This window comes from Pseudoxanthomonas koreensis (assembly GCF_010093225.1).
GTDB lineage: Bacteria > Pseudomonadota > Gammaproteobacteria > Xanthomonadales > Xanthomonadaceae > Pseudoxanthomonas > Pseudoxanthomonas koreensis.
On sequence record NZ_PDWM01000033.1, the window covers coordinates 1 to 17,866 of the forward strand.

A 17,866-nucleotide genomic window follows, 5' to 3' on the forward strand; every position below is an offset into this window, starting at 1 on the left:
CGCCGAGATCTCCACTCGCCTCTGCGGCGGGAGCGTCAGATGTGGAGAGGAGACAGGACCCGGATCGTGCGGGTGCCGGCAGCGATGTGGGCGATCAGCACCGCGGTCGCCGCCGAGGCGATGCCGGGCATGTTGTGGTGCTCGGCCAACCAGAAACGGCGATAGCCCAGCGCTTCGACATGGCGGGCCAGGTCCAGGCTGTTTTCCAGCGCGGCGGCGACGTCGGCGCCTTCGCATACGGGCGCCAGGGCGAGCACCGAAAGCGGTGGCCTGGTGGCCTGGGCGTGCATCAGCGCGGCGCCGTCAGGAAGGCGTGGCCTCGCCCAGCGGCCGCGACGGGCCTTCGAGGCGGGCGGTGGCCGGCACCAGGGTGGCCACGCCATGGCCGCGCTCGGCCAGGTATTCCAGCCACTTGCCGAGGAAAGTGTTCATGCGCAGGCGATGCCCGACCAGCTCGGCCGGCGGCGGATACAGGCCCACCGCGTCCTGCCAGCGGCGGCCGACGTAGCAGTGGGTGGTCTCGACCTGGCGCGCGTCGGTGTACAGGCGCAGGTAGGCGGACGGATCCGGCTCGCCGGTGAGCGGATCGCGCAGGTCGTAGGTCAGGCGCAGTTCCAGCGTGTACGCGTGCCGCTCCAGCACGTCCAGGCGCAGGTCCAGGCCATCGCCGATGCGGGATACGTAGCTGCCCTCGGCCAGCCGCGCCGGCGCGAACAGGCGCTGCATGCGCGCGTGGTTCTCCGCGTACAGGCCCATCAGCCAGCCGAACCGGCTCAACCGTGGGATGCGCGTGCCATGTGGGGTGACCTGCTGCATGCGACCGATGCTACACGCTGCGGCGAAGGCGCGGCAGCATTGACCGCCGGCGCGCACCGGCCTACCTTGACTGGACCGGTGCGTGTCGATGCCGCGCCGGCTTCAGAACATCTCCCGCTGCAGCCCCAGGGTCGACAACACCTTGCTCGAGATCTCCTCGATCGAGGTATGGGTGGTGCTCAGCGTCGGGATCCGCTCCAGGCTGAACATCGCCTCGGCCGCCTGTACCTCGCGGCGGCAGGTTTCCAGCTTGGCGTAGCGCGAATCCGGACGCCGCTCCTGGCGGATCTGGTGCAGGCGTTCCGGGTCGATGGTCAGGCCGAACAGCTTGCGCCGCCAGGCCTTCAAGCGCGGCGGCAGCCGGTCGCTTTCCAGGTCGCCGTCGGTCAGCGGGTAGTTGGCCGCCTTGATCCCGTAGTGCAGCGCCAGGTACACGCAGGTGGGCGTCTTCCCCGCGCGCGACACCCCGACCAGGATCACGTCCGATTCGGCGTAGTCGAAGGCGATGCCGTCGTCGTGGGTGAGCGCGTAGTTCATCGCATTGATGCGGCGGTGGTAGGCCTCGAAATCGACGATGCCGTGCGCCTGGCCCACGCGCGGCTGGCGCGGTGCGTGGAGTTCGCGTTCCAGCGGCTCGATGAAGGGCGCGAACACGTCCAGCATCAACCCCCCGCTCTCGGCCAGCACCGAGCTCAGCCCGGCGTCGACGCAGGAATTGACCACGATCGGGCGCACCCCGTGGGCCTCGCCCGCGGCGCGGATCCGCGCACTGGCCTCGCGCGCCTTGTCGGCGTCGTCGACGAAGGCGATGCGGTCGGTGAGGAAGTGGAAGCCGCTGAACTGGGTCAGCAGGCTGTGGCCGATGGTTTCGGCGGTGATACCGGTGCCGTCGGACACGTAGAAGACCGGGCGGATGCTGGTCATGGAAGCGTTTTCCCCCTCGAACACGAAAACGGCCACGTTTTCAAGATTTGTATGGCCCGATGCTGGGGTGCATCATAACGGTTCCACATATCTCGGGACGGCGGCCATCGCCCGGCCGGGCGGTGGCTCCACGGAGCCTCGCACTTGAACCAGAACATCCTGTGGTTGCACGAGCTGCGGCTGGCCGACCTGGCCCGCGTCGGCGGCAAAAACTCTTCCCTCGGCGAAATGATCGGCCACCTGGCCGGCTTGGGCGTATCCGTCCCCGGCGGTTATGCCACCACCGCCGAGGCGTTCAAGGCCTTCATCGCCCACAACGACCTGCACCAGCGGATCTTCGACCGGCTGGCCACGCTGGACGTGGAGGACGTGCCGGCGCTGACTGCGGCCGGCAGGGAGATCCGTGGCTGGGTGATCGACGCGCCGCTGCAGCCGGACCTGGATGCCGGCATCCGCGCCGCCTACACGAAGCTGTGCGCCGACAACGGCGGAGGCGAGGTAGCCGTCGCGGTGCGCTCCTCGGCCACCGCCGAGGACCTGCCCGACGCGTCGTTCGCCGGCCAGCAGGAGACCTTCCTCAACGTCACCGGCGCCGATGACGTGGTGCACAAGGTCAAGGAGGTGTTCGCCAGCCTCTACAACGACCGCGCCATCGCCTATCGCGTGCACCACGGATTCAAGCACGAGGACGTGTTCCTGTCCGCCGGCGTGCAGCTGATGGTTCGCTCGGACGTGGGCGCCTCCGGCGTGCTGTTCACCCTGGACACCGAGTCCGGCTTCCGCGACGTGGTCTTCGTCACCGCCAGTTATGGTCTTGGCGAGATGGTCGTGCAGGGCGCGGTGAACCCGGACGAGTTCTACGTCTACAAGCCCACCCTGCGCCAGGGCAAGCCGGCGATCCTGCGCCGCGCCCTGGGCAGCAAGGCGCTGCGCATGGTGTATTCGTCCACCCCGGGCGAGCGCGTGCGCACCGAGGACACCCCGGCCGAGCTGCGCTCGAAGTTCTCCCTGTCCGATGCCGACGTGCAGGAGCTGGCGAAGCAGTCGCTGGTGATCGAGCAGCATTACGGCCGGCCGATGGACATCGAATGGGCCAAGGACGGGGTCAGCGGCAAGCTGTTCATCGTCCAGGCGCGCCCGGAAACGGTGAAGTCTCGGGCCAAGGCCACCCAGATCGAACGCTACGCGCTGCAGCAGCGCGGCGAAGTGGTCGCCGAGGGCCGCGCCATCGGCCAGAAGATCGGCGCCGGCGTGGCCCGGGTGGTCCGCTCGCTGGACGACATGGAGCGGGTGCAGCCCGGCGACGTGCTGGTCGCCGACATGACCGACCCGGACTGGGAGCCGGTGATGAAGCGCGCCAGCGCGATCGTCACCAACCGCGGCGGCCGCACCTGCCACGCGGCGATCATCGCCCGTGAGCTCGGCGTGCCGGCGGTGGTCGGCACCGGCAACGCGCTGGACAAGATCAGCGACGGCCAGGCAGTGACCGTGAGCTGCGCCGAGGGCGACACCGGCTTCATCTACGCCGGTGCCCTGCCCTTCGATCGCACCACCACCGATCTTTCGGACATGCCGCCGGCGCCGCTGAAGATCATGATGAACGTCGCCAATCCAGAGCGCGCGTTCGACTTCGGCCAGCTGCCCAACGCCGGTATCGGTCTTGCGCGTCTGGAGATGATCATCGCCAGCCACATCGGCGTGCATCCCAAGGCGCTGCTGGAGTACGCGAAGCAGGACGCGGAGACGAAGAAGAAGATCGACGCCCGCATCGCCGGCTATTCCGACCCGGTCGGCTTCTACGTCGACCGCCTGGCCGAGGGCATCGCCACCCTCACCGCCTCGGTCGCGCCCAACCCGGTGATCGTGCGCCTGTCGGACTTCAAGTCCAACGAGTACGCCAACCTGGTCGGCGGGCACCGCTACGAGCCGGAGGAAGAGAACCCGATGATCGGGTTCCGCGGCGCCAGCCGCTACGTCGATCCGTCCTTCGCCGATGCCTTCGCGCTGGAGTGCAAGGCGGTGCTCAAGGTCCGCAACGACATGGGCCTGGACAACCTGTGGGTGATGATCCCGTTCGTGCGCACGCTGGAGGAAGGCCGCAAGGTCATCGAGGTGCTGCGCCAGAACGGCCTGGTCCAGGGCGAGCGCGGCCTGAAGGTCATCATGATGTGCGAGGTGCCGTCCAACGCGCTGCTGGCCGACGAGTTCCTCGAGATCTTCGACGGCTTCTCGATCGGCTCCAACGACCTGACCCAGCTGACCCTGGGCCTGGACCGCGACTCGGCGATCGTCGCCGGGCTGTTCGACGAGCGCGATCCGGCGGTCAAGAAGATGCTGTCGATGGCGATCAAGGCCGCGCGCGCCAAGGGCAAGTACGTGGGCATCTGCGGCCAAGGGCCGTCGGACCACCCGGACCTGGCCGAGTGGCTGATGCAGGAAGGCATCGAATCGCTTTCGCTCAACCCGGACACGGTGGTCGACACCTGGCTGCAGCTGGCGAAGTCCAAGGCGGGCTGACCGGCATCCGGACGCGTTGCAAGCAAGAGGCCCGCGCAAGCGGGCCTTTTTTTCTCTTCTTTCTTCCGGCTACAACGCCAGCTTCGCCAGGTTCCGGCGGTAGTGCCGCAGCTCCTCGATCGAATCGTGCACGTCGCTCAGCGCCGTGTGCGCCGACTGCTTGCGCACCGCTGCCAGCACGTCCGGCGCCCAGCGCCGGGCCAGCTCCTTGACCGTGCTCACGTCCAGGTTGCGGTAGTGGAAGTACTGCTCCAGCCGCGGCATCAGCCGGTGCAGGAAGCGGCGGTCCTGGCAGATCGAGTTGCCGCACATCGGCGAGGCCTTCGCCGGCACCCATTCGTTGAGGAAGGCGACGGTCCGCGCCTCGGCCTGGGCCAGGGTCACCTCACTGTCGAGGACGCGCTGCCACAGGCCCGACCGGCCGTGCTGGTTGCGGTTCCACTCGTCCATTGCCTCCAGCACGGAAAGCGGATGCGCGATCGCCAGCTCCGGACCCTCGGCGAGCACATTGAGCTGGCCGTCGGTGACCACCGTGGCGATCTCGAGGATCGAATCGGCACCGGTATCCAGCCCGGTCATCTCGAGATCGATCCAGACCAGGCGGTCATTTCCGGCGGCGATGGCCATGCGTGTCGGTTCCCCTGTTTAGTGCGACGTTCGAACCGCGGTCCGCTGACGGAGCCCGGCAAAGGCATGCGATGCCGATTCCGATGCGGATTTCGCAGCCTGCGCAGGCGCTTCCGCCGCCCGCGCACCGGCTGGCATGATAGCGCAGACCCCGCCACCGGCCGTCCCATGGACTCCGTGAACACCCATTCTGTGCTTGCCGCGATGCTGGCGCCGGCGTTCTTCCTGACCGCCACCGCATCGCTGCTGCTGTCGGCCAACAACCGCCTGGCGCGCATCATCGACCGTGCCCGCACCCTGCTGCGCGAACTGGCCGATATCGAGGATGCGGACGTGCGTGCGCTGTACGAACGCCGCATCGCCATGCAGCGCCGGCGCAGCCTCAACATCATGCGCGCCGGCCAGCTGCTGTACGTGGCGATCAGCTGTTTCGTCGGCACCAGCCTGGCGGTGTCGGTCGACACCTTCATCGGCCACCGCCTCGGGTCGCTGCCGATCTGGCTGGCCTCGGCCGGGGTGTTGTCGATGTTCACGGCCAGCATCCTGCTGGCGCGCGAATCCACCCTGGCGGTGACCGCGATCAACGAGGAAATGGACCACCGGCCGACCTACCGCAAGACCGGCGATGGAACCGCTGGACGATGACAGGCCGCGCCATAACAGCTTGTATTGAAAGGAATGTCGCCGGAACGTCGCGCGCATGTCGTGTTGCTGTCGTTTGCCCCTGCTGCTTCCGGCGGCACGATGGCTCCGCCTCGAAGCCCAAGGTGAACGCATGATCGTCAGGAAATTCAGGCTGCAACGCGGTTGGTCGCAAAGCCAGCTGGCCGAGATGGTCGGCGTGACCACACGCACGATCCAGCGGATCGAGCAGGGCCAGCGCCCCAGCCTGGAGACGGCCAAGGCATTGGCCTCTGTCTTCGAGGTTGACCTTTCCACGTTCCAGCCGGAGGCGCCAACCATGAACAGCCAGATGACCGACCCCCATCCCGTCCACCATGCCGATACCCAGGAGGCGCTTCGCCAGGCCAGGCAGGCCAAGGAGTTCCTCGACTCGGTACCGGAGCTGAAACGGGACGAGCAGGAGGCCATGCTCTATGCCAAGCGGATCAAGGAATTCTACGAATTCCTGTTGACCTGGCTGGTGATGGCGCCGGTCTTCGTGTTCTTTTTCCACGACAGGCCCGGCGCGAACATCGTCTACGTGCTGTTCGGTGCACTGGGCCTGGGCGTGGTCGTCCAGGGCCTGCTGGCGTTTCAGATCCTCATTCTGCCGTTTTTCAGCCCGGACTGGGAACGCAGGCTGGTCGAAAAGCGCCTGCGCCGCAAGCTCTGACCCTCAGACCGGAGGCTTGCCGCGCTTGGCCCTGAAGTAGTTGGTCAGGCGCCGGCTGGCCTCCTCGCCCAGTACGCCGCCCTGCACATCCACTCGATGGTTGTGGCGCGGGTCGGCGGCCAGGTCGAACACGCTGCCGCAGGCACCGGTCTTGGGATCGCTCGCGCCGTAGACCAGGCGCGCCACCCGCGCATGGACCAACGCCATCGCGCACATCGCGCAGGGCTCGAGCGTGACGTACAGGGTGGCGCCGACCAGGCGGTGGTTGCCCAGCGCCCGACCGGCCTGGCGCATGGCCATGATCTCGGCGTGTGCGCTGGGGTCGTGTTCGGCGATGTTGCGGTTCCAGCCCTCGCCCAGCAGCCCGCCATCGGCGTCGACCAGCACCGCGCCCACGGGAATCTCGTCGAACTCGCGTTCGGCGCGATCGGCGAGCGTGAAGGCATGGCGCATCCAGCGCTCGTCCAGCGCCACCTGCCCCACCGGGGCCACGGGAGTACCCTCGTCGGCGGGATCGGCCGTCATCGCTGCGCCGCCTCCGCTCACTCCCACTCGATCGTGGCCGGCGGCTTGCCGCTGATGTCGTAGACCACGCGCGAGACGCCGCGCAGCTCGTTGATGATGCGGTTGGACACACGGCCGAGGAAGTCGTACGGCAGGTGCGCCCAGTGCGCGGTCATGAAGTCGATGGTTTCCACCGCCCTCAAGGCGATCACCCATTCGTAGGCGCGCGCGTCGCCGACCACGCCGACCGACTTCACCGGCAGGAACACGGCAAAGGCCTGCGAGGTCTTGTCGTACAGGTCGGCCTTGCGCAGCTCGTCGATGAAGATCGCGTCGGCGCGCGCCAGCAGCTCGGCGTATTCCGGCTTCACTTCGCCGAGGATGCGCACGCCCAGGCCCGGGCCGGGGAACGGATGGCGGTAGACCATCTCCCGCGGCAGCCCGAGCTCCACACCCAGCCGGCGTACCTCGTCCTTGAACAGCTCGCGCAGCGGTTCGACCAGGCCCAGCTTCATGTGTTCGGGCAGGCCGCCGACGTTGTGGTGGCTCTTGATGACGTGGGCCTTGCCGGTCTTGCTGCCGGCCGATTCGATCACGTCCGGATAGATCGTGCCCTGGGCCAGCCAGCGCGCGTTCTTCAGCTTGCCCGACTCCTCCTCGAAGATCTCGATGAAGAGGTTGCCGATGATCTTGCGCTTGGCTTCCGGGTCGGCGACGCCTGCAAGCGCCTTGAAGTAGCGCTCGTGCGCATCGACGCGGATGACCTTGACCCCCATGTGCTCGGCGAACATCGCCATCACCTGGTCGCCTTCCTGCCAGCGCAGCAGGCCGGTGTCGACGAACACGCAGGTCAGCTGCTCGCCGATGGCCCGGTGCAGCAGGGCGGCCACCACCGAGGAGTCCACGCCGCCGGACAGTCCGAGGATCACCTCGTCCGTGCCGACCTGGGCGCGCACGCGCGCGATCTGGTCCTCGATGATGTGCTCGGCGGTCCACAGCGTCTGGCAGCCGCAGATGTCGACCACGAAGCGGCGCAGCAGCGCCTGGCCCTGGCGGGTGTGGGTGACCTCCGGGTGGAACTGCACGCCGTACCAGCGGCGTGCGTCGTCGGCGAACGCGGCGACCGGGATGCGGTCGGTCTTCGCGGTGACGGTGAAGCCCGGCGGCGCGACGGAGACGTGGTCGCCGTGGCTCATCCACACATCCAGCCGCGGCGGCGAACCCGGATGATCCTTCAGCCCTTCGAACAGCCGGTCCTGCGCGACCAGCGAGACCTCGGCGTGGCCGAACTCGCGCTGGTCGGCGGCCTCGGTGTCGCCGCCGAGCTGCTTGGCCATGGTCTGCATGCCGTAGCAGATGCCCAGGATCGGCAGGCCGGAGTCGAACACTTCCTGCGGCGCGCGCGGCGAGCCTTCCTCGGTAGTCGTCTCGGGACCACCGGACAGGATGATGCCCTTGGGCGCGAACGCGGCGATTTCGGCCGGGTCGTGGTCCCAGGCCCAGATCTCGCAATAGACGCCGAGCTCGCGGATGCGGCGGGCGATCAGCTGGGTGTACTGCGCGCCGAAATCGAGGATGAGGATCTTGTCGCTGTGGATGTCGGTCATCGGCTGCCGGCGCTGGGCTTCGTTGTAGGGGGTGGTCGCCATCCATGGCGGGATGTCGCGCGCTCCGGAGCGCCCGGCCCGGTCATCCTGACCGGGCGTTCGACAGGCCGCGCGGCAGTGCCGCGCAAGCGGCCTGCCTCACCCCATCCTGTAGTTCGGCGGTTCCTTGGTGATCTGCACGTCGTGGACGTGGCTCTCGCGCTGGCCGGCGCCGGTGATCACCACGAACTTCGGCTTGCTGCGCATCTCCTCGATGGTGCCGCAGCCGACATAGCCCATCGTCGCGCGCAGGCCACCGATCAGCTGGTGGATCACGCCCGACAGCGGGCCACGCACGGGCACCCGGCCCTCGATGCCTTCCGGCACCAGCTTGTCGGCGTCGGAGGCGTCCTGGAAATAGCGGTCCTTCGAGCCCTTTTCCATCGCGCCCAGCGACCCCATGCCACGGTAGCTCTTGTAGCTGCGGCCCTGGAACAGTTCGATCTCGCCCGGCGATTCCTCGGTGCCGGCGAACAGGCCGCCGATCATCACCGTGGATGCACCGGCGGCGATCGCCTTGCCGATGTCGCCCGAGTAGCGGATGCCGCCGTCGGCGATCAGCGGGATGCGGTCCTGCAGCGCCTCGGCGACCAGGTCCACCGCGGTGATCTGCGGCACGCCCACGCCGGCGACCACGCGGGTGGTGCAGATCGAACCGGGACCCACGCCGACCTTCACCGCGTCGGCACCGGCGTCGTACAGCGCCAGCGCGGCCTCGCCGGTGACGATGTTGCCGCCAACCACCTGCACCTGCGGGAAGTTCTTCTTCACCCAGGCCACGCGGTCCACCACCGCCTGCGAATGGCCGTGCGCGGTATCGACCACGACCACGTCCACGCCGGCGGCGACCAGCGCCTCCACGCGCTGTTCGGTGTCGCCGGCCACGCCCACCGCGGCACCGACCAGCAGGCGCGACGACGAGTCCTTGGCCGCGTTCGGGTTGTCGGACTTCTTCTCGATGTCCTTGACCGTGATCAGGCCACGCAAGGCGTAATCGTCGTTGACCACCAGCACCTTCTCGATGCGGTTGCGGTGCAGCAGCCTGAGCACTTCCTCGTCGCTGGCGCCCTCGCCCACCGTGACCAGCTTGTCCTTCCTGGTCATGATGTGGCGGACCGGATCATCCAGCTCGGTCTCGAAGCGCATGTCGCGGCGGGTGACGATACCGGTGAGCTGGCCGGACTCGTCCACCACCGGCACGCCGGAGATGTTGCGGGCACGGGTCAGCGCCAGCACTTCGCGGATGGTGGTGTCTGGGCGCACGGTGATCGGGTCGCGGATCACGCCGGACTCGAACTTCTTGACCTTCGCCACTTCGGCCGCCTGCTGCTCGGCGGTCATGTTCTTGTGCAGGATGCCGATGCCGCCCAGCTGCGCCATGGCCACGGCCAGGCGGGCTTCGGTCACGGTGTCCATCGCCGCCGAGACGATCGGCAGGTTGATGCGCAGGTCGCGGGTGAGCCGGGTGCCCAGGTTGACGTCCTTGGGCAGCACGGTGGAATGGGCGGGGACGAGGGAGACGTCGTCGTAGGTCAGCGCTTCGGCCTGGATGCGGAGCATCGGCATACCCGGGTGTGGGGAAGCGCGCCATTATACCCATGAACCGGGTGGGCCGGCCTGCCTTGCGCGTGGCATCCAGCGTTCCGGTGGCGGCGGGTCTGGGGTGGGTGCGGGGCAAGGTCGCCGAGGCGTCCCGGTGCGATGCCTGCCGCCGCTCATGTCCCCCGGAACCGGCCGATGGCCGGTTCCTCCTCCTTTACTTCCCGTCGGCAGGCATCGCACCGGGACGCTTCAGGGTGGTTGGCCCGCGGACAGGAGCGGAAGCCGCGCCTGGCCTGGAGGGACCGTTGCGCGTGCGCAGCTTGCTGGCTCAGGCCCCTTCCAGCGCTTCGACCGCCTCGATCGTGTTCTGCATCAGGGTGGCCACGGTCATCGGGCCGACCCCGCCGGGGACCGGGGTGATCCAGCTGGCCCGCTGTTCGGCGGCCTCATAGCCGACGTCGCCGACCAGGCGGCCGTCGTCGAGGCGGTTGATGCCGACGTCGATCACCACCGCGCCGGGCTTGACCCATTCGCCCGGGATGATGCCCGGCCGGCCCACCGCCACCACCAGGATGTCGGCGTCGCGGACGCGGGCTTCCAGCACGTCGCGCGGGGTGAACTTGTGGCAGCTGGTGACGGTGCAGCCGGCGATCAGCAGTTCCAGCGCCATCGGCCGGCCGACGTGGTTGCTCACGCCGACGATGGTCGCGTTGCGGCCGCGCACCGGGCGGTCGGTGTGGGCCAGCAGGGTCATGATCCCGCGCGGGGTGCACGGGCGCAGGCCGAACTGGCGCAGGGCCAGGTGGCCGACGTTGGCCGGGTGGAAGCCGTCCACGTCCTTGCGCGGGTCGATCCGGTCGATCAGTGCGGTGGCGTCGGCGATGCCCGGCAGCGGCAGCTGGACCAGGATGCCGTGGATCGCCGGATCGGCGTTCAGGCGGTCGATCAGGGCCAGGATCTGCGCTTCGGAGGTGCCGGCCGGCAGGTCGTGGTCGTAGGCCTCGATCCCGACCCTCTCGGCCGCGCGGCGCTTGTTGCGCACGTATACAGCCGACGCCGGGTCCGAACCGACCAGCACCACCGCCAGGCCGGGACGGGCATGGCCGGCGGCCAGGCGGGCGTCGACCCGGGCCTTCAGTTGTTCGAGCAGGGCGTCAGCGACGCGGCGGCCATCGAGGATGCGGGCGGTCATCGGGAGCTTGCGGGCGCGGGCGGGGAATCGGCACATTGTCCCCGATTCGGCAACCATCAGGGAAGGGAGACGACCCGTGGTCGACACCGTGCAACTGGAAGCGGCGGCCTTCCGCCGCCTGCTCCGCCACCTCAACCAGGATCGGCCGGACGTGCAGAACATCGACCTGATGATCCTGGCCGGCTTCTGCCGCAACTGCCTGGCCGACTGGTACCGGGAGGCGGCGGAGGCCGCGGGGCAGCCGCTGGACAAGGACCAGGCGCGCGAGGCGGTGTACGGCATGCCGTTCGCCGAATGGAAGGCCCGCCACCAGGCCGAGGCCACGCCCGAACAGCTCGCCGCCTTCGAAGCCGCCCGCCGCAAGCACCCGTAGGAGCCCGTTCCAGGGGCACCTACAGTGGCGGGGGTTTGCCGTCCGCCTGGTCCAGGCGCTTCGATTCGCGCAGCGGGGTGGTGAACGGCGTCGGCGTGGCCGGCGCGGTGTTGCCGATGATCAGCGGCCGCCCGGCGCGCACGTCCCCGGCCGCCAGCTCCAGCGCGAAACGCTCGCCATCGAGCCGGCGCACTTCTTCGGACACCTGCGCGGCCTCCTCCGGATCGACGCCCAGCGACTCGAGCGCGGCCTGGCCGAAGCGCACCGCCGATTCGAAGGTCTCGCGGATCTGGTAGTCCACGTCCAGCCCGACCAGTTCCAGCGCGTGTTCGCGGTCGAATGCGCGCACCAGCAGCCGCGCCTGCGGGAACTGCCCGCGACACAGCGCGGCGATCTGGCTGGCCGCGGCGCGGTCGTCGATGCACACCGCGATCACCCGCGCGGTGTGCGCCCCCGATGCATGCAGCACGTCGAGCCGGCGGCCGTCGCCGTAATAGACCTTGAAGCCGAATTCCGAAGCGCTCCGGATCATCTCGATATCCGTGTCGATGATGGTCACGTCGACGTCGCGGGCCAGCAGGCCCTGGCTCATCACCTGTCCGAAGCGTCCGAAACCGATGATCAGCACGCTGCCCGACAGCCCGTCGGCCACGTCCACGCCTTCGAACGAGGACGCCTGGTCGTAGCGGGTGAAGCGGCGCACCAGCAGCACCACCAGCGGGGTCAGCGCCATCGACAGGACCACGATCGCGGTCAGGTTGGCGTTGGCGGCGCCATCGATCACCCCGGCGGCCTGCGCCGCGGCGAACAGCACGAACGCGAACTCGCCGCCCTGGGCCATAAGCACCGCACGGTCCAGGGCCTCCGCATGGCTGCTGCGGGTGACGCGCGCGACCAGGTAGATGCACGCCGCCTTGGCCAGCATCATCGCCAGCACGCCGGACAGGATCAGCGGCCAGGCCGCGGCGACCACCGCCAGGTCCAGGGCCATGCCGACCGCAAGGAAGAACAGGCCCAGCAGCAGCCCGCGGAACGGCTCGATGTCCGCTTCCAGCTGGTGGCGGAAGGTTGACTCGGACAGCAGCACGCCGGCCAGGAACGCCCCCATCGCCATCGACAGCCCGCCGATCTCCATCAGCAGGGCCGCGCCCAGCACCACCAGCAGCGCCGCGGCGGTCATCAGTTCGCGCGCCTGCACCCGCGCCAGCAGGCGGAACATCGGGTTGAGCAGCCAGATGCCCGCCGCGACCAGGCCGGCCAGCGCCGCCGCCGCGGTCAGCACGGCGGCCAGGCGGCCGCCCCCGGCCTCGGGCGGCAGCGGCGACATGAACGCCACCAGCGCCAGCAGCGGCACGATCAGCAGGTCCTCGAACAGCAGGATCGAGACGATCTTCTGCCCGCGCGGCAGGGCAATGTCGCCGCGCTCGCTGAGCAACTGCATCACGATCGCGGTCGAGGTGAGGACGAAGCCGGCCGCGCCGACGAACGCGGTCCGCGGCGGCAACCCGCACAGCATCGCCACCGCGGTGAGCGCCAGCGTGCAGCTGGCGATCTGCAGCGTGCCGAGGCCGAAGATCTCCCGGCGCAGGCTCCACAGGTGCGAGGGCCGCAGTTCCAGGCCGATCACGAACAGGAACATGACCACGCCCAGTTCGGCCACGTGCAGGATCGCCTGCGGGTCGGTGAACCAGCCGAATCCGAACGGGCCGATGACCAGGCCGGCGCTGAGGTAACCGAGCACCGATCCCAGGCCCAGGCGCCGGAACACCGGCACCATCACCACCGCCGCACCGAGCAGCGCGACGATCCTGACCAGCTCGATCCCGCTGCCGCCTTCGACCGCCATCGCGTCGCTCCTTGCATGGCCGGCGCGCGCGTCGGCGTGATGTCACGTTGAGCGGCGCTCAGCCACCCGTCGCGCAGAAGCGAGCGTAGTCGATGTAGCCCGGGAACGGCCGTCCGGGAGCGCACAGCGGGCAGTCGGGGTCCGGCGCCAGCCGTACTTCGCGGAAACGCATCGACAGCGCATCGAACTGCAGCAGCCGCCCGGCAAGCGGCTCGCCGATGCCCAGCAGCAGCTTGACCGTCTCGGCCGCCTGCAGCAGGCCGACGATGCCCGGCAGCACGCCGAGCACGCCGGCTTCGGCACAACTGGGCGCGAACTGCGGCGGCGGCGGCTCCGGGAACAGGCAGCGGTAGCACGGGCACCGGCCGCGCCGGCGGCCGGCGTCGAACACGCTGGCCTGGCCTTCGAAGCGCTGCACCGCGCCGTAGACCAGCGGCTTGCCCAGCTTCACGCAGGCATCGTTGAGCAGGTAGCGCAGCGGGAAGTTGTCCGAACCGTCCAGCACCACGTCGATGCCTTCGAGCAGGCCCTCGACGTTGGCCGCGGTGATCCGCTCGCGCACCGGCTCGACCTCGATGCGCGGATTGAGCGCGGCCAGCCGTTCGCGCGCCGACTCGACCTTGGAGGTGCCGATCGACGCCTCGGTATGCAGGATCTGCCGCTGCAGGTTGCTGCGGTCGACCACGTCGTCGTCGACCAGGCGCAGGTGGCCGACGCCGGCGGCGGCCAGGTAGAACGCCGCCGGCGAGCCCAGCCCTCCCGCGCCGGCCAGCAGCACATGCGCGTCCTGCAGGCGTTGCTGGCCTTCGAGGCCGACTTCCGCCAGGCGCAGGTGGCGCGAGTAGCGCTCGAGGAAGTCCGCCTCGCCGGCAGGCAGCTCCGGCCGGACCAGTGGCAGGCCCTCCTCCGCCCAGCGCACCGTGCCGCCGGCCACCGAACGCACCTGGACGAAACCGGCTGCGCGCAGCGCTTCGGCGGCGGCCAGCGAACGCTTGCCCAGCTGGCAGATCAACAGCACTTCGACGCCGGGGCCGCGCAGGTGGCGCGCGGGATCGGCTTCGAGCTCGCCGCGTGCGATGGCCAGCGCGCCTTCGGCCTGGCCTGACACGCGCTCATGCGCCTCGCGGATGTCGACCAGCAACGCACCCTGGCGCTGGCGTTCGCGGGCTTCGCGCGGGGGGATCTCTCTGTCGTCCATGGCCCGATTATCGCCGGAGCACGGCTCCCGGTTGCAGGAGCCCCTCCAGGGGCGCTCCTACAAGGGGATCACTTCGACCAGGGCGCCGGCGGCGTAGTCGCGCGCACCTTCGTCCAGCACGATCAGCACGTCGCTGTCGGCCGCGCCACGCAGGCGGTGCGAGCCGTCGGCGGGGTTGGGCTGCGCCAGCAGGCCGGCCGCGTCGTCCTGGCCCAGGCGGCCGCGCAGGAACTCCAGGCGTTCGTGCTTCTTGCGCCACGGCGCGGCCAGCCGCGCGCGCCAGCGTGGCCGCGGCTCGCCGCGGCCCTGCAGCGCATCCAGCAGCGGCGTGCCCAGCACGCGGAAGGTCGCCAGCACAGACACCGGATTGCCCGGCAACCCCAGCACCAGCGCCCGCCCGGCCTCGCCGAACAGCACCGGCATCCCGGGCCGCATCCACACCTTCCAGAAATGGATCCGGCCCTGCGCCTGCAGCCAGCGCGGCAGGTGGTCCTTTTCCCCGGCGGACACGCCGCCGCAGGTCAGGACCACGTCGAAACTCTCCACCGCGTCGGCCAGCGCCGCCTGGATCCGCGCCGGATCGTCCGGCAGCGTCGGCCAGGCCACCGGCTCCAGGCCGAGCCCGCGCAGCTGCGCCATCAGCTGGTCGCGGTTGCTGTTGTAGACCTGCCCCGGCGCCAGCGGCACGCCCGGCTCGACCAGTTCGTCGCCGCTGGCGAACACCGCCACCGTCGGCCGCGACGACACCTCCAGGCGGTCGATGCCCAGCGAGGCGGCCAGGCCGATCCGCGCCGGGGTCAGGACATGCCCGGCCTGCAGCACCAGGTCGCCTTCGACCACGTCCTCGGCGCGGCGGCGCACGTTGGCGCCCGCAGCCAGGCCGGCGGGCACTTCGACCCGGCCATCGGCCTCGCCCGCGTTCTCCTTGATCAGCACCGTGTCCGCACCCCGCGGCAGCGGTGCGCCGGTGGTGATGCGCGCGCATTCCCCGGGCTGCAGGCGCAGGCCCAGGTCGGGCCCGGCGAACTGCTCGCCGGCCAGGCGCAGCGTGGTCGGGCCGTCCGGCGACAGGTCGGCATGGCGCAGGGCGAAGCCGTCCATCGCGCTGTTGTCGAACGGCGGCAGCGCCACCGGCGCGACCACGTCGGCGGCCAGCACGCGGCCATCGGCGCGGGCGGTGGCGATGCGCTCGCGCGGCAGGCGCCGCGCCGCGGCGACCGCATGGACGATGTCCAGCGCCTCGGCCATGGAAATCCGGGTCGGGAAGTTCTCGCTCGAAGTCATGCGCTGGCCCGTGGTTGCCACCCGTCGCATCGCGCGGCGGGCGTAGGCGCAGGTCCGCTCACGGCAGCGCGATGCGCGCGACGGCAAGGTCCTGCGGCGTGTTGAGGTTGCCGAAGCGTACCCCCGGCAGGCGCACCCGCGACAGGTCCAGGTGCCGTGCCAGCGCGCGCGGCGCCAATTCGCCGCCGGCGATCATCGCCGGCAATACCTCGCGCAGGCGCGAAACCCGGTACAGCGCCACCAGCGGCTGCAGGCCGTCGTCATCCTCGGCCATCGCGCCGTCCGCCGCGGCGCCGGCGAGCAGCGTGCGCACCAGGCAGTCGTTCACGTCGAACAGGTCCACCGGCACCGTCAGCAGCCAGGGAGTGGCGCAGGCCGCGGCCAACGCGTCGATGCCGGCCAGCGGACCGCTGCCTCCGTCCCCGATCCGGTCCGGCACGGCCTCCAGCCCTGCGTCGGTGTAGCGCTGCACGTCGCGGTTGGCGCTGACCAGCACCGGCCCGGTCTCGCCAGGGAAACGGCGGGCGAAGCGCAGCACCTGCGGCACGCCGTCGCGTTCGAGCCAGGCCTTGTCCACGCCGCCCAGGCGGACGCCACGTCCACCGGCCAGCAGGCCCAGGGTCAGTTCGCCGGCGGCAGGCACCGCCACCTCCTCACTTGCGCTTGACGTGCCGCATCAGCCGGCGCTTGCGCGCGACCTGGCGGTCGGTGAGTTCGTTCTTCTTCCCTTCGTAGGGATTGGCGCCTTCGCGGAACAGCATCCGCACCGGCGTGCCCACCAGCTTGAAGCGCTTGCGGAAGAAGTTCTCCAGGTAGCGCTTGTACGACTCTGGCAGGTCCTTCAGCCGGGTGCCGTGGACCACGAAGGTCGGCGGGTTCTCACCGCCCGGGTGCACGTAGCGCAGCTTGGCCGCGTGGCCGCGCACGCTCGGCGGCGGGTTGGCCTCCACCGCGATCTCCAGCGCCTTGTTGACCTCGCTGGTACCGAAGGTGCGGATCGCCGAAGCGTGCGCACGGTGCACCGCGCGGAACAGTTCGCGCAGGCCCGAGCCGTGCGTGGCCGAGATCCGCACTGCCTCGGCCCAGGGCACGAACGACAGCTTGCGGTCGAGCAGGCTCTCGGCCTGCTCGCGCTGGTAGGTACTGAGGCCGTCCCACTTGTTGACCGCGATCACCAGCGCGCGGCCGGCGTCGAGCACCGCGCCGAGCACGGTCGCGTCCTGGTCGGTCACGCCCTCGGTGGCGTCGAGCATCAGCACCGCGACCTGGCAGCGCTCGATCGCCTGCAGGGTCTTGACCACGCTGAACTTCTCCACCGCCTCCTCGACCCTGCCCTTGCGGCGGATGCCGGCGGTGTCGACCAGGCGGTAGCGCTTGCCGTCGCGTTCGAGGTCGGCGGCGATGGAATCACGAGTGGTACCGGGCACTTCCGAGGCGATCATCCGCTCCTCGCCCAGCAGCCGGTTCACCAGCGTGGACTTGCCCACGTTGGGGCGGCCGACGAAGGCGATGCGCAGGCGCTCCGGATCGTTGTCCAGGTCCTCGACACTGCCCTCTTCCGGCAGCCGCCCGAGGATCTCTTCGTGCAGGTCGTCCAGCCCCTGCCGGTGCGCGGCGGAAACCGCGAGCATGTCGGCGAAGCCGTAGCGCGCGAACTCGGCGCGCACCGCGTCTTCATTGGTGCCGTCGATCTTGTTGACCAGCAGCAGGGTCGGCCGCGCCAGCTTGCGCAGCCAGGCCAGGATCTCGTCGTCCAGCGCCGAGGCACCATCGCGGGCGTCGACCACGAACACCACCAGGTCGGCCTCGCCGGCCGCCGCGCGCGCCTGGCGGGCGGTGGCACCGGCCAGGCCTTCCTCTTCGCCGGCGATGCCGCCGGTGTCGACCAGCAGGAACGGCCGCTCCGGGTCGAGCCGGCACACGCCGTAGTGGCGGTCGCGGGTGACGCCGGGCTGGTCGTGGACCAGCGCGTCGCGGCTGCGCGTCAGCGCATTGAACAGGGTCGACTTGCCGACATTCGGCCGTCCAACCAGGGCAACCAGCGGCAACATGGCGCGATCC

16 protein-coding genes and 1 pseudogene are annotated in these 17,866 nt (G+C 69.9%); 4 read left to right on the forward strand and 13 right to left on the reverse strand.

The window, feature by feature from the left end; all coding sequences use genetic code 11:
- Positions 1 to 56 precede the first annotated feature (56 nt).
- The 3 genes and pseudogenes from CSC64_RS10460 to ppsR form a co-directional block, all read right to left on the reverse strand.
- Positions 57 to 290 (reverse strand): annotated as a pseudogene (locus CSC64_RS10460) (LLM class flavin-dependent oxidoreductase); the annotation flags it as partial.
- A gap of 13 nt (positions 291 to 303) precedes the next feature.
- A complete protein-coding gene (locus CSC64_RS10465) occupies positions 304 to 816 on the reverse strand; it encodes a DUF1249 domain-containing protein (RefSeq protein WP_162435269.1) in 513 nt (170 codons plus the stop codon).
- A gap of 102 nt (positions 817 to 918) precedes the next feature.
- Complete coding sequence (gene ppsR / locus CSC64_RS10470) at positions 919 to 1,740, reverse strand: posphoenolpyruvate synthetase regulatory kinase/phosphorylase PpsR (RefSeq protein WP_162435270.1); 822 nt, start codon at positions 1,738 to 1,740, stop codon at positions 919 to 921.
- Positions 1,741 to 1,884: 144 nt separating this feature from the next.
- On the opposite strand from ppsR, the gene ppsA reads away from it, so the two are divergent.
- Positions 1,885 to 4,257 carry a phosphoenolpyruvate synthase gene (gene ppsA / locus CSC64_RS10475; protein ID WP_162435271.1) on the forward strand — a complete coding sequence of 791 codons (2,373 nt, stop codon included), beginning with the start codon at positions 1,885 to 1,887 and terminating at the stop codon, positions 4,255 to 4,257.
- A 69-nt stretch (positions 4,258 to 4,326) separates the two neighbouring features.
- Here the strand turns inward: ppsA and orn are convergent, their stop codons facing one another.
- The gene (gene orn, locus CSC64_RS10480; protein WP_162435272.1) at positions 4,327 to 4,884 is read right to left on the reverse strand and encodes an oligoribonuclease; all 558 of its coding nucleotides are present in this window, start codon (positions 4,882 to 4,884) and stop codon (positions 4,327 to 4,329) included.
- A gap of 168 nt (positions 4,885 to 5,052) precedes the next feature.
- On the opposite strand from orn, the gene CSC64_RS10485 reads away from it, so the two are divergent.
- Complete coding sequence (locus tag CSC64_RS10485) at positions 5,053 to 5,529, forward strand: DUF2721 domain-containing protein (protein WP_162435273.1); 477 nt, start codon at positions 5,053 to 5,055, stop codon at positions 5,527 to 5,529.
- A 130-nt stretch (positions 5,530 to 5,659) separates the two neighbouring features.
- The gene (locus CSC64_RS10490) at positions 5,660 to 6,220 is read left to right on the forward strand and encodes a helix-turn-helix domain-containing protein (RefSeq protein ID WP_162435274.1); all 561 of its coding nucleotides are present in this window, start codon (positions 5,660 to 5,662) and stop codon (positions 6,218 to 6,220) included.
- A 3-nt stretch (positions 6,221 to 6,223) separates the two neighbouring features.
- Here the strand turns inward: CSC64_RS10490 and tadA are convergent, their stop codons facing one another.
- The 4 genes from tadA to folD form a co-directional block, all read right to left on the reverse strand.
- Positions 6,224 to 6,745 carry a tRNA adenosine(34) deaminase TadA gene (tadA, locus tag CSC64_RS10495; RefSeq protein ID WP_162435275.1) on the reverse strand — a complete coding sequence of 174 codons (522 nt, stop codon included), beginning with the start codon at positions 6,743 to 6,745 and terminating at the stop codon, positions 6,224 to 6,226.
- A 17-nt stretch (positions 6,746 to 6,762) separates the two neighbouring features.
- Positions 6,763 to 8,331, reverse strand: a complete 1,569-nt coding sequence (guaA, locus tag CSC64_RS10500; RefSeq protein ID WP_162435297.1) for a glutamine-hydrolyzing GMP synthase — start codon at positions 8,329 to 8,331, stop codon at positions 6,763 to 6,765.
- 138 nt (positions 8,332 to 8,469) lie between these two features.
- A complete protein-coding gene (guaB, locus tag CSC64_RS10505) occupies positions 8,470 to 9,930 on the reverse strand; it encodes an IMP dehydrogenase (RefSeq protein WP_162435276.1) in 1,461 nt (486 codons plus the stop codon).
- Between the two features lie 310 nt (positions 9,931 to 10,240).
- Positions 10,241 to 11,104, reverse strand: coding sequence for a bifunctional methylenetetrahydrofolate dehydrogenase/methenyltetrahydrofolate cyclohydrolase FolD (folD, locus tag CSC64_RS10510; RefSeq protein WP_162435277.1), 864 nt, complete (start codon positions 11,102 to 11,104; stop codon positions 10,241 to 10,243).
- A gap of 76 nt (positions 11,105 to 11,180) precedes the next feature.
- Between folD and CSC64_RS10515 the strand changes: the two genes are divergently transcribed.
- The gene (locus tag CSC64_RS10515) at positions 11,181 to 11,477 is read left to right on the forward strand and encodes a DUF1244 domain-containing protein (RefSeq protein WP_162435278.1); all 297 of its coding nucleotides are present in this window, start codon (positions 11,181 to 11,183) and stop codon (positions 11,475 to 11,477) included.
- A gap of 19 nt (positions 11,478 to 11,496) precedes the next feature.
- On the opposite strand, the gene CSC64_RS10520 is transcribed toward CSC64_RS10515, so the two are convergent.
- The 5 genes from CSC64_RS10520 to der are packed head-to-tail and all read right to left on the reverse strand — an operon-like array spanning position 11,497 to position 17,856.
- On the reverse strand, positions 11,497 to 13,323 hold the full coding sequence (locus CSC64_RS10520) for a monovalent cation:proton antiporter-2 (CPA2) family protein (RefSeq protein WP_162435279.1): 1,827 nt from the start codon (positions 13,321 to 13,323) through the stop codon (positions 11,497 to 11,499).
- 58 nt (positions 13,324 to 13,381) lie between these two features.
- Positions 13,382 to 14,521: a molybdopterin-synthase adenylyltransferase MoeB gene (moeB, locus tag CSC64_RS10525; protein WP_162435280.1), complete on the reverse strand. Its 1,140-nt coding sequence runs from the start codon at positions 14,519 to 14,521 to the stop codon at positions 13,382 to 13,384.
- Between the two features lie 57 nt (positions 14,522 to 14,578).
- Complete coding sequence (locus CSC64_RS10530; RefSeq protein WP_162435281.1) at positions 14,579 to 15,805, reverse strand: molybdopterin molybdotransferase MoeA; 1,227 nt, start codon at positions 15,803 to 15,805, stop codon at positions 14,579 to 14,581.
- A gap of 58 nt (positions 15,806 to 15,863) precedes the next feature.
- Positions 15,864 to 16,448, reverse strand: a complete 585-nt coding sequence (gene mobA / locus CSC64_RS10535; protein ID WP_162435282.1) for a molybdenum cofactor guanylyltransferase — start codon at positions 16,446 to 16,448, stop codon at positions 15,864 to 15,866.
- Between the two features lie 10 nt (positions 16,449 to 16,458).
- Entirely contained in the window at positions 16,459 to 17,856 is a 1,398-nt protein-coding gene (gene der / locus CSC64_RS10540; RefSeq protein ID WP_162435283.1) for a ribosome biogenesis GTPase Der, read from the reverse strand.
- Positions 17,857 to 17,866 lie beyond the last annotated feature (10 nt).

Excerpts from the sequence above, each read along its gene's own strand:
- CSC64_RS10465 (WP_162435269.1), bottom strand. The coding sequence starts at position 816 with ATGCAGCAGGTCACCCCACATGGCACGCGCATCCCACGGTTGAGCCGG.
- ppsR (WP_162435270.1), bottom strand. The coding sequence starts at position 1,740 with ATGACCAGCATCCGCCCGGTCTTCTACGTGTCCGACGGCACCGGTATC.
- orn (WP_162435272.1), bottom strand. The coding sequence starts at position 4,884 with ATGGCCATCGCCGCCGGAAATGACCGCCTGGTCTGGATCGATCTCGAG.
- CSC64_RS10485 (WP_162435273.1), top strand. The coding sequence starts at position 5,053 with ATGGACTCCGTGAACACCCATTCTGTGCTTGCCGCGATGCTGGCGCCG.
- CSC64_RS10490 (WP_162435274.1), top strand. The coding sequence starts at position 5,660 with ATGATCGTCAGGAAATTCAGGCTGCAACGCGGTTGGTCGCAAAGCCAG.
- tadA (WP_162435275.1), bottom strand. The coding sequence starts at position 6,745 with ATGACGGCCGATCCCGCCGACGAGGGTACTCCCGTGGCCCCGGTGGGG.
- guaA (WP_162435297.1), bottom strand. The coding sequence starts at position 8,331 with ATGACCGACATCCACAGCGACAAGATCCTCATCCTCGATTTCGGCGCG.
- guaB (WP_162435276.1), bottom strand. The coding sequence starts at position 9,930 with ATGCTCCGCATCCAGGCCGAAGCGCTGACCTACGACGACGTCTCCCTC.
- folD (WP_162435277.1), bottom strand. The coding sequence starts at position 11,104 with ATGACCGCCCGCATCCTCGATGGCCGCCGCGTCGCTGACGCCCTGCTC.
- CSC64_RS10520 (WP_162435279.1), bottom strand. The coding sequence starts at position 13,323 with ATGGCGGTCGAAGGCGGCAGCGGGATCGAGCTGGTCAGGATCGTCGCG.
- moeB (WP_162435280.1), bottom strand. The coding sequence starts at position 14,521 with ATGGACGACAGAGAGATCCCCCCGCGCGAAGCCCGCGAACGCCAGCGC.
- CSC64_RS10530 (WP_162435281.1), bottom strand. The coding sequence starts at position 15,805 with ATGACTTCGAGCGAGAACTTCCCGACCCGGATTTCCATGGCCGAGGCG.
- der (WP_162435283.1), bottom strand. The coding sequence starts at position 17,856 with ATGTTGCCGCTGGTTGCCCTGGTTGGACGGCCGAATGTCGGCAAGTCG.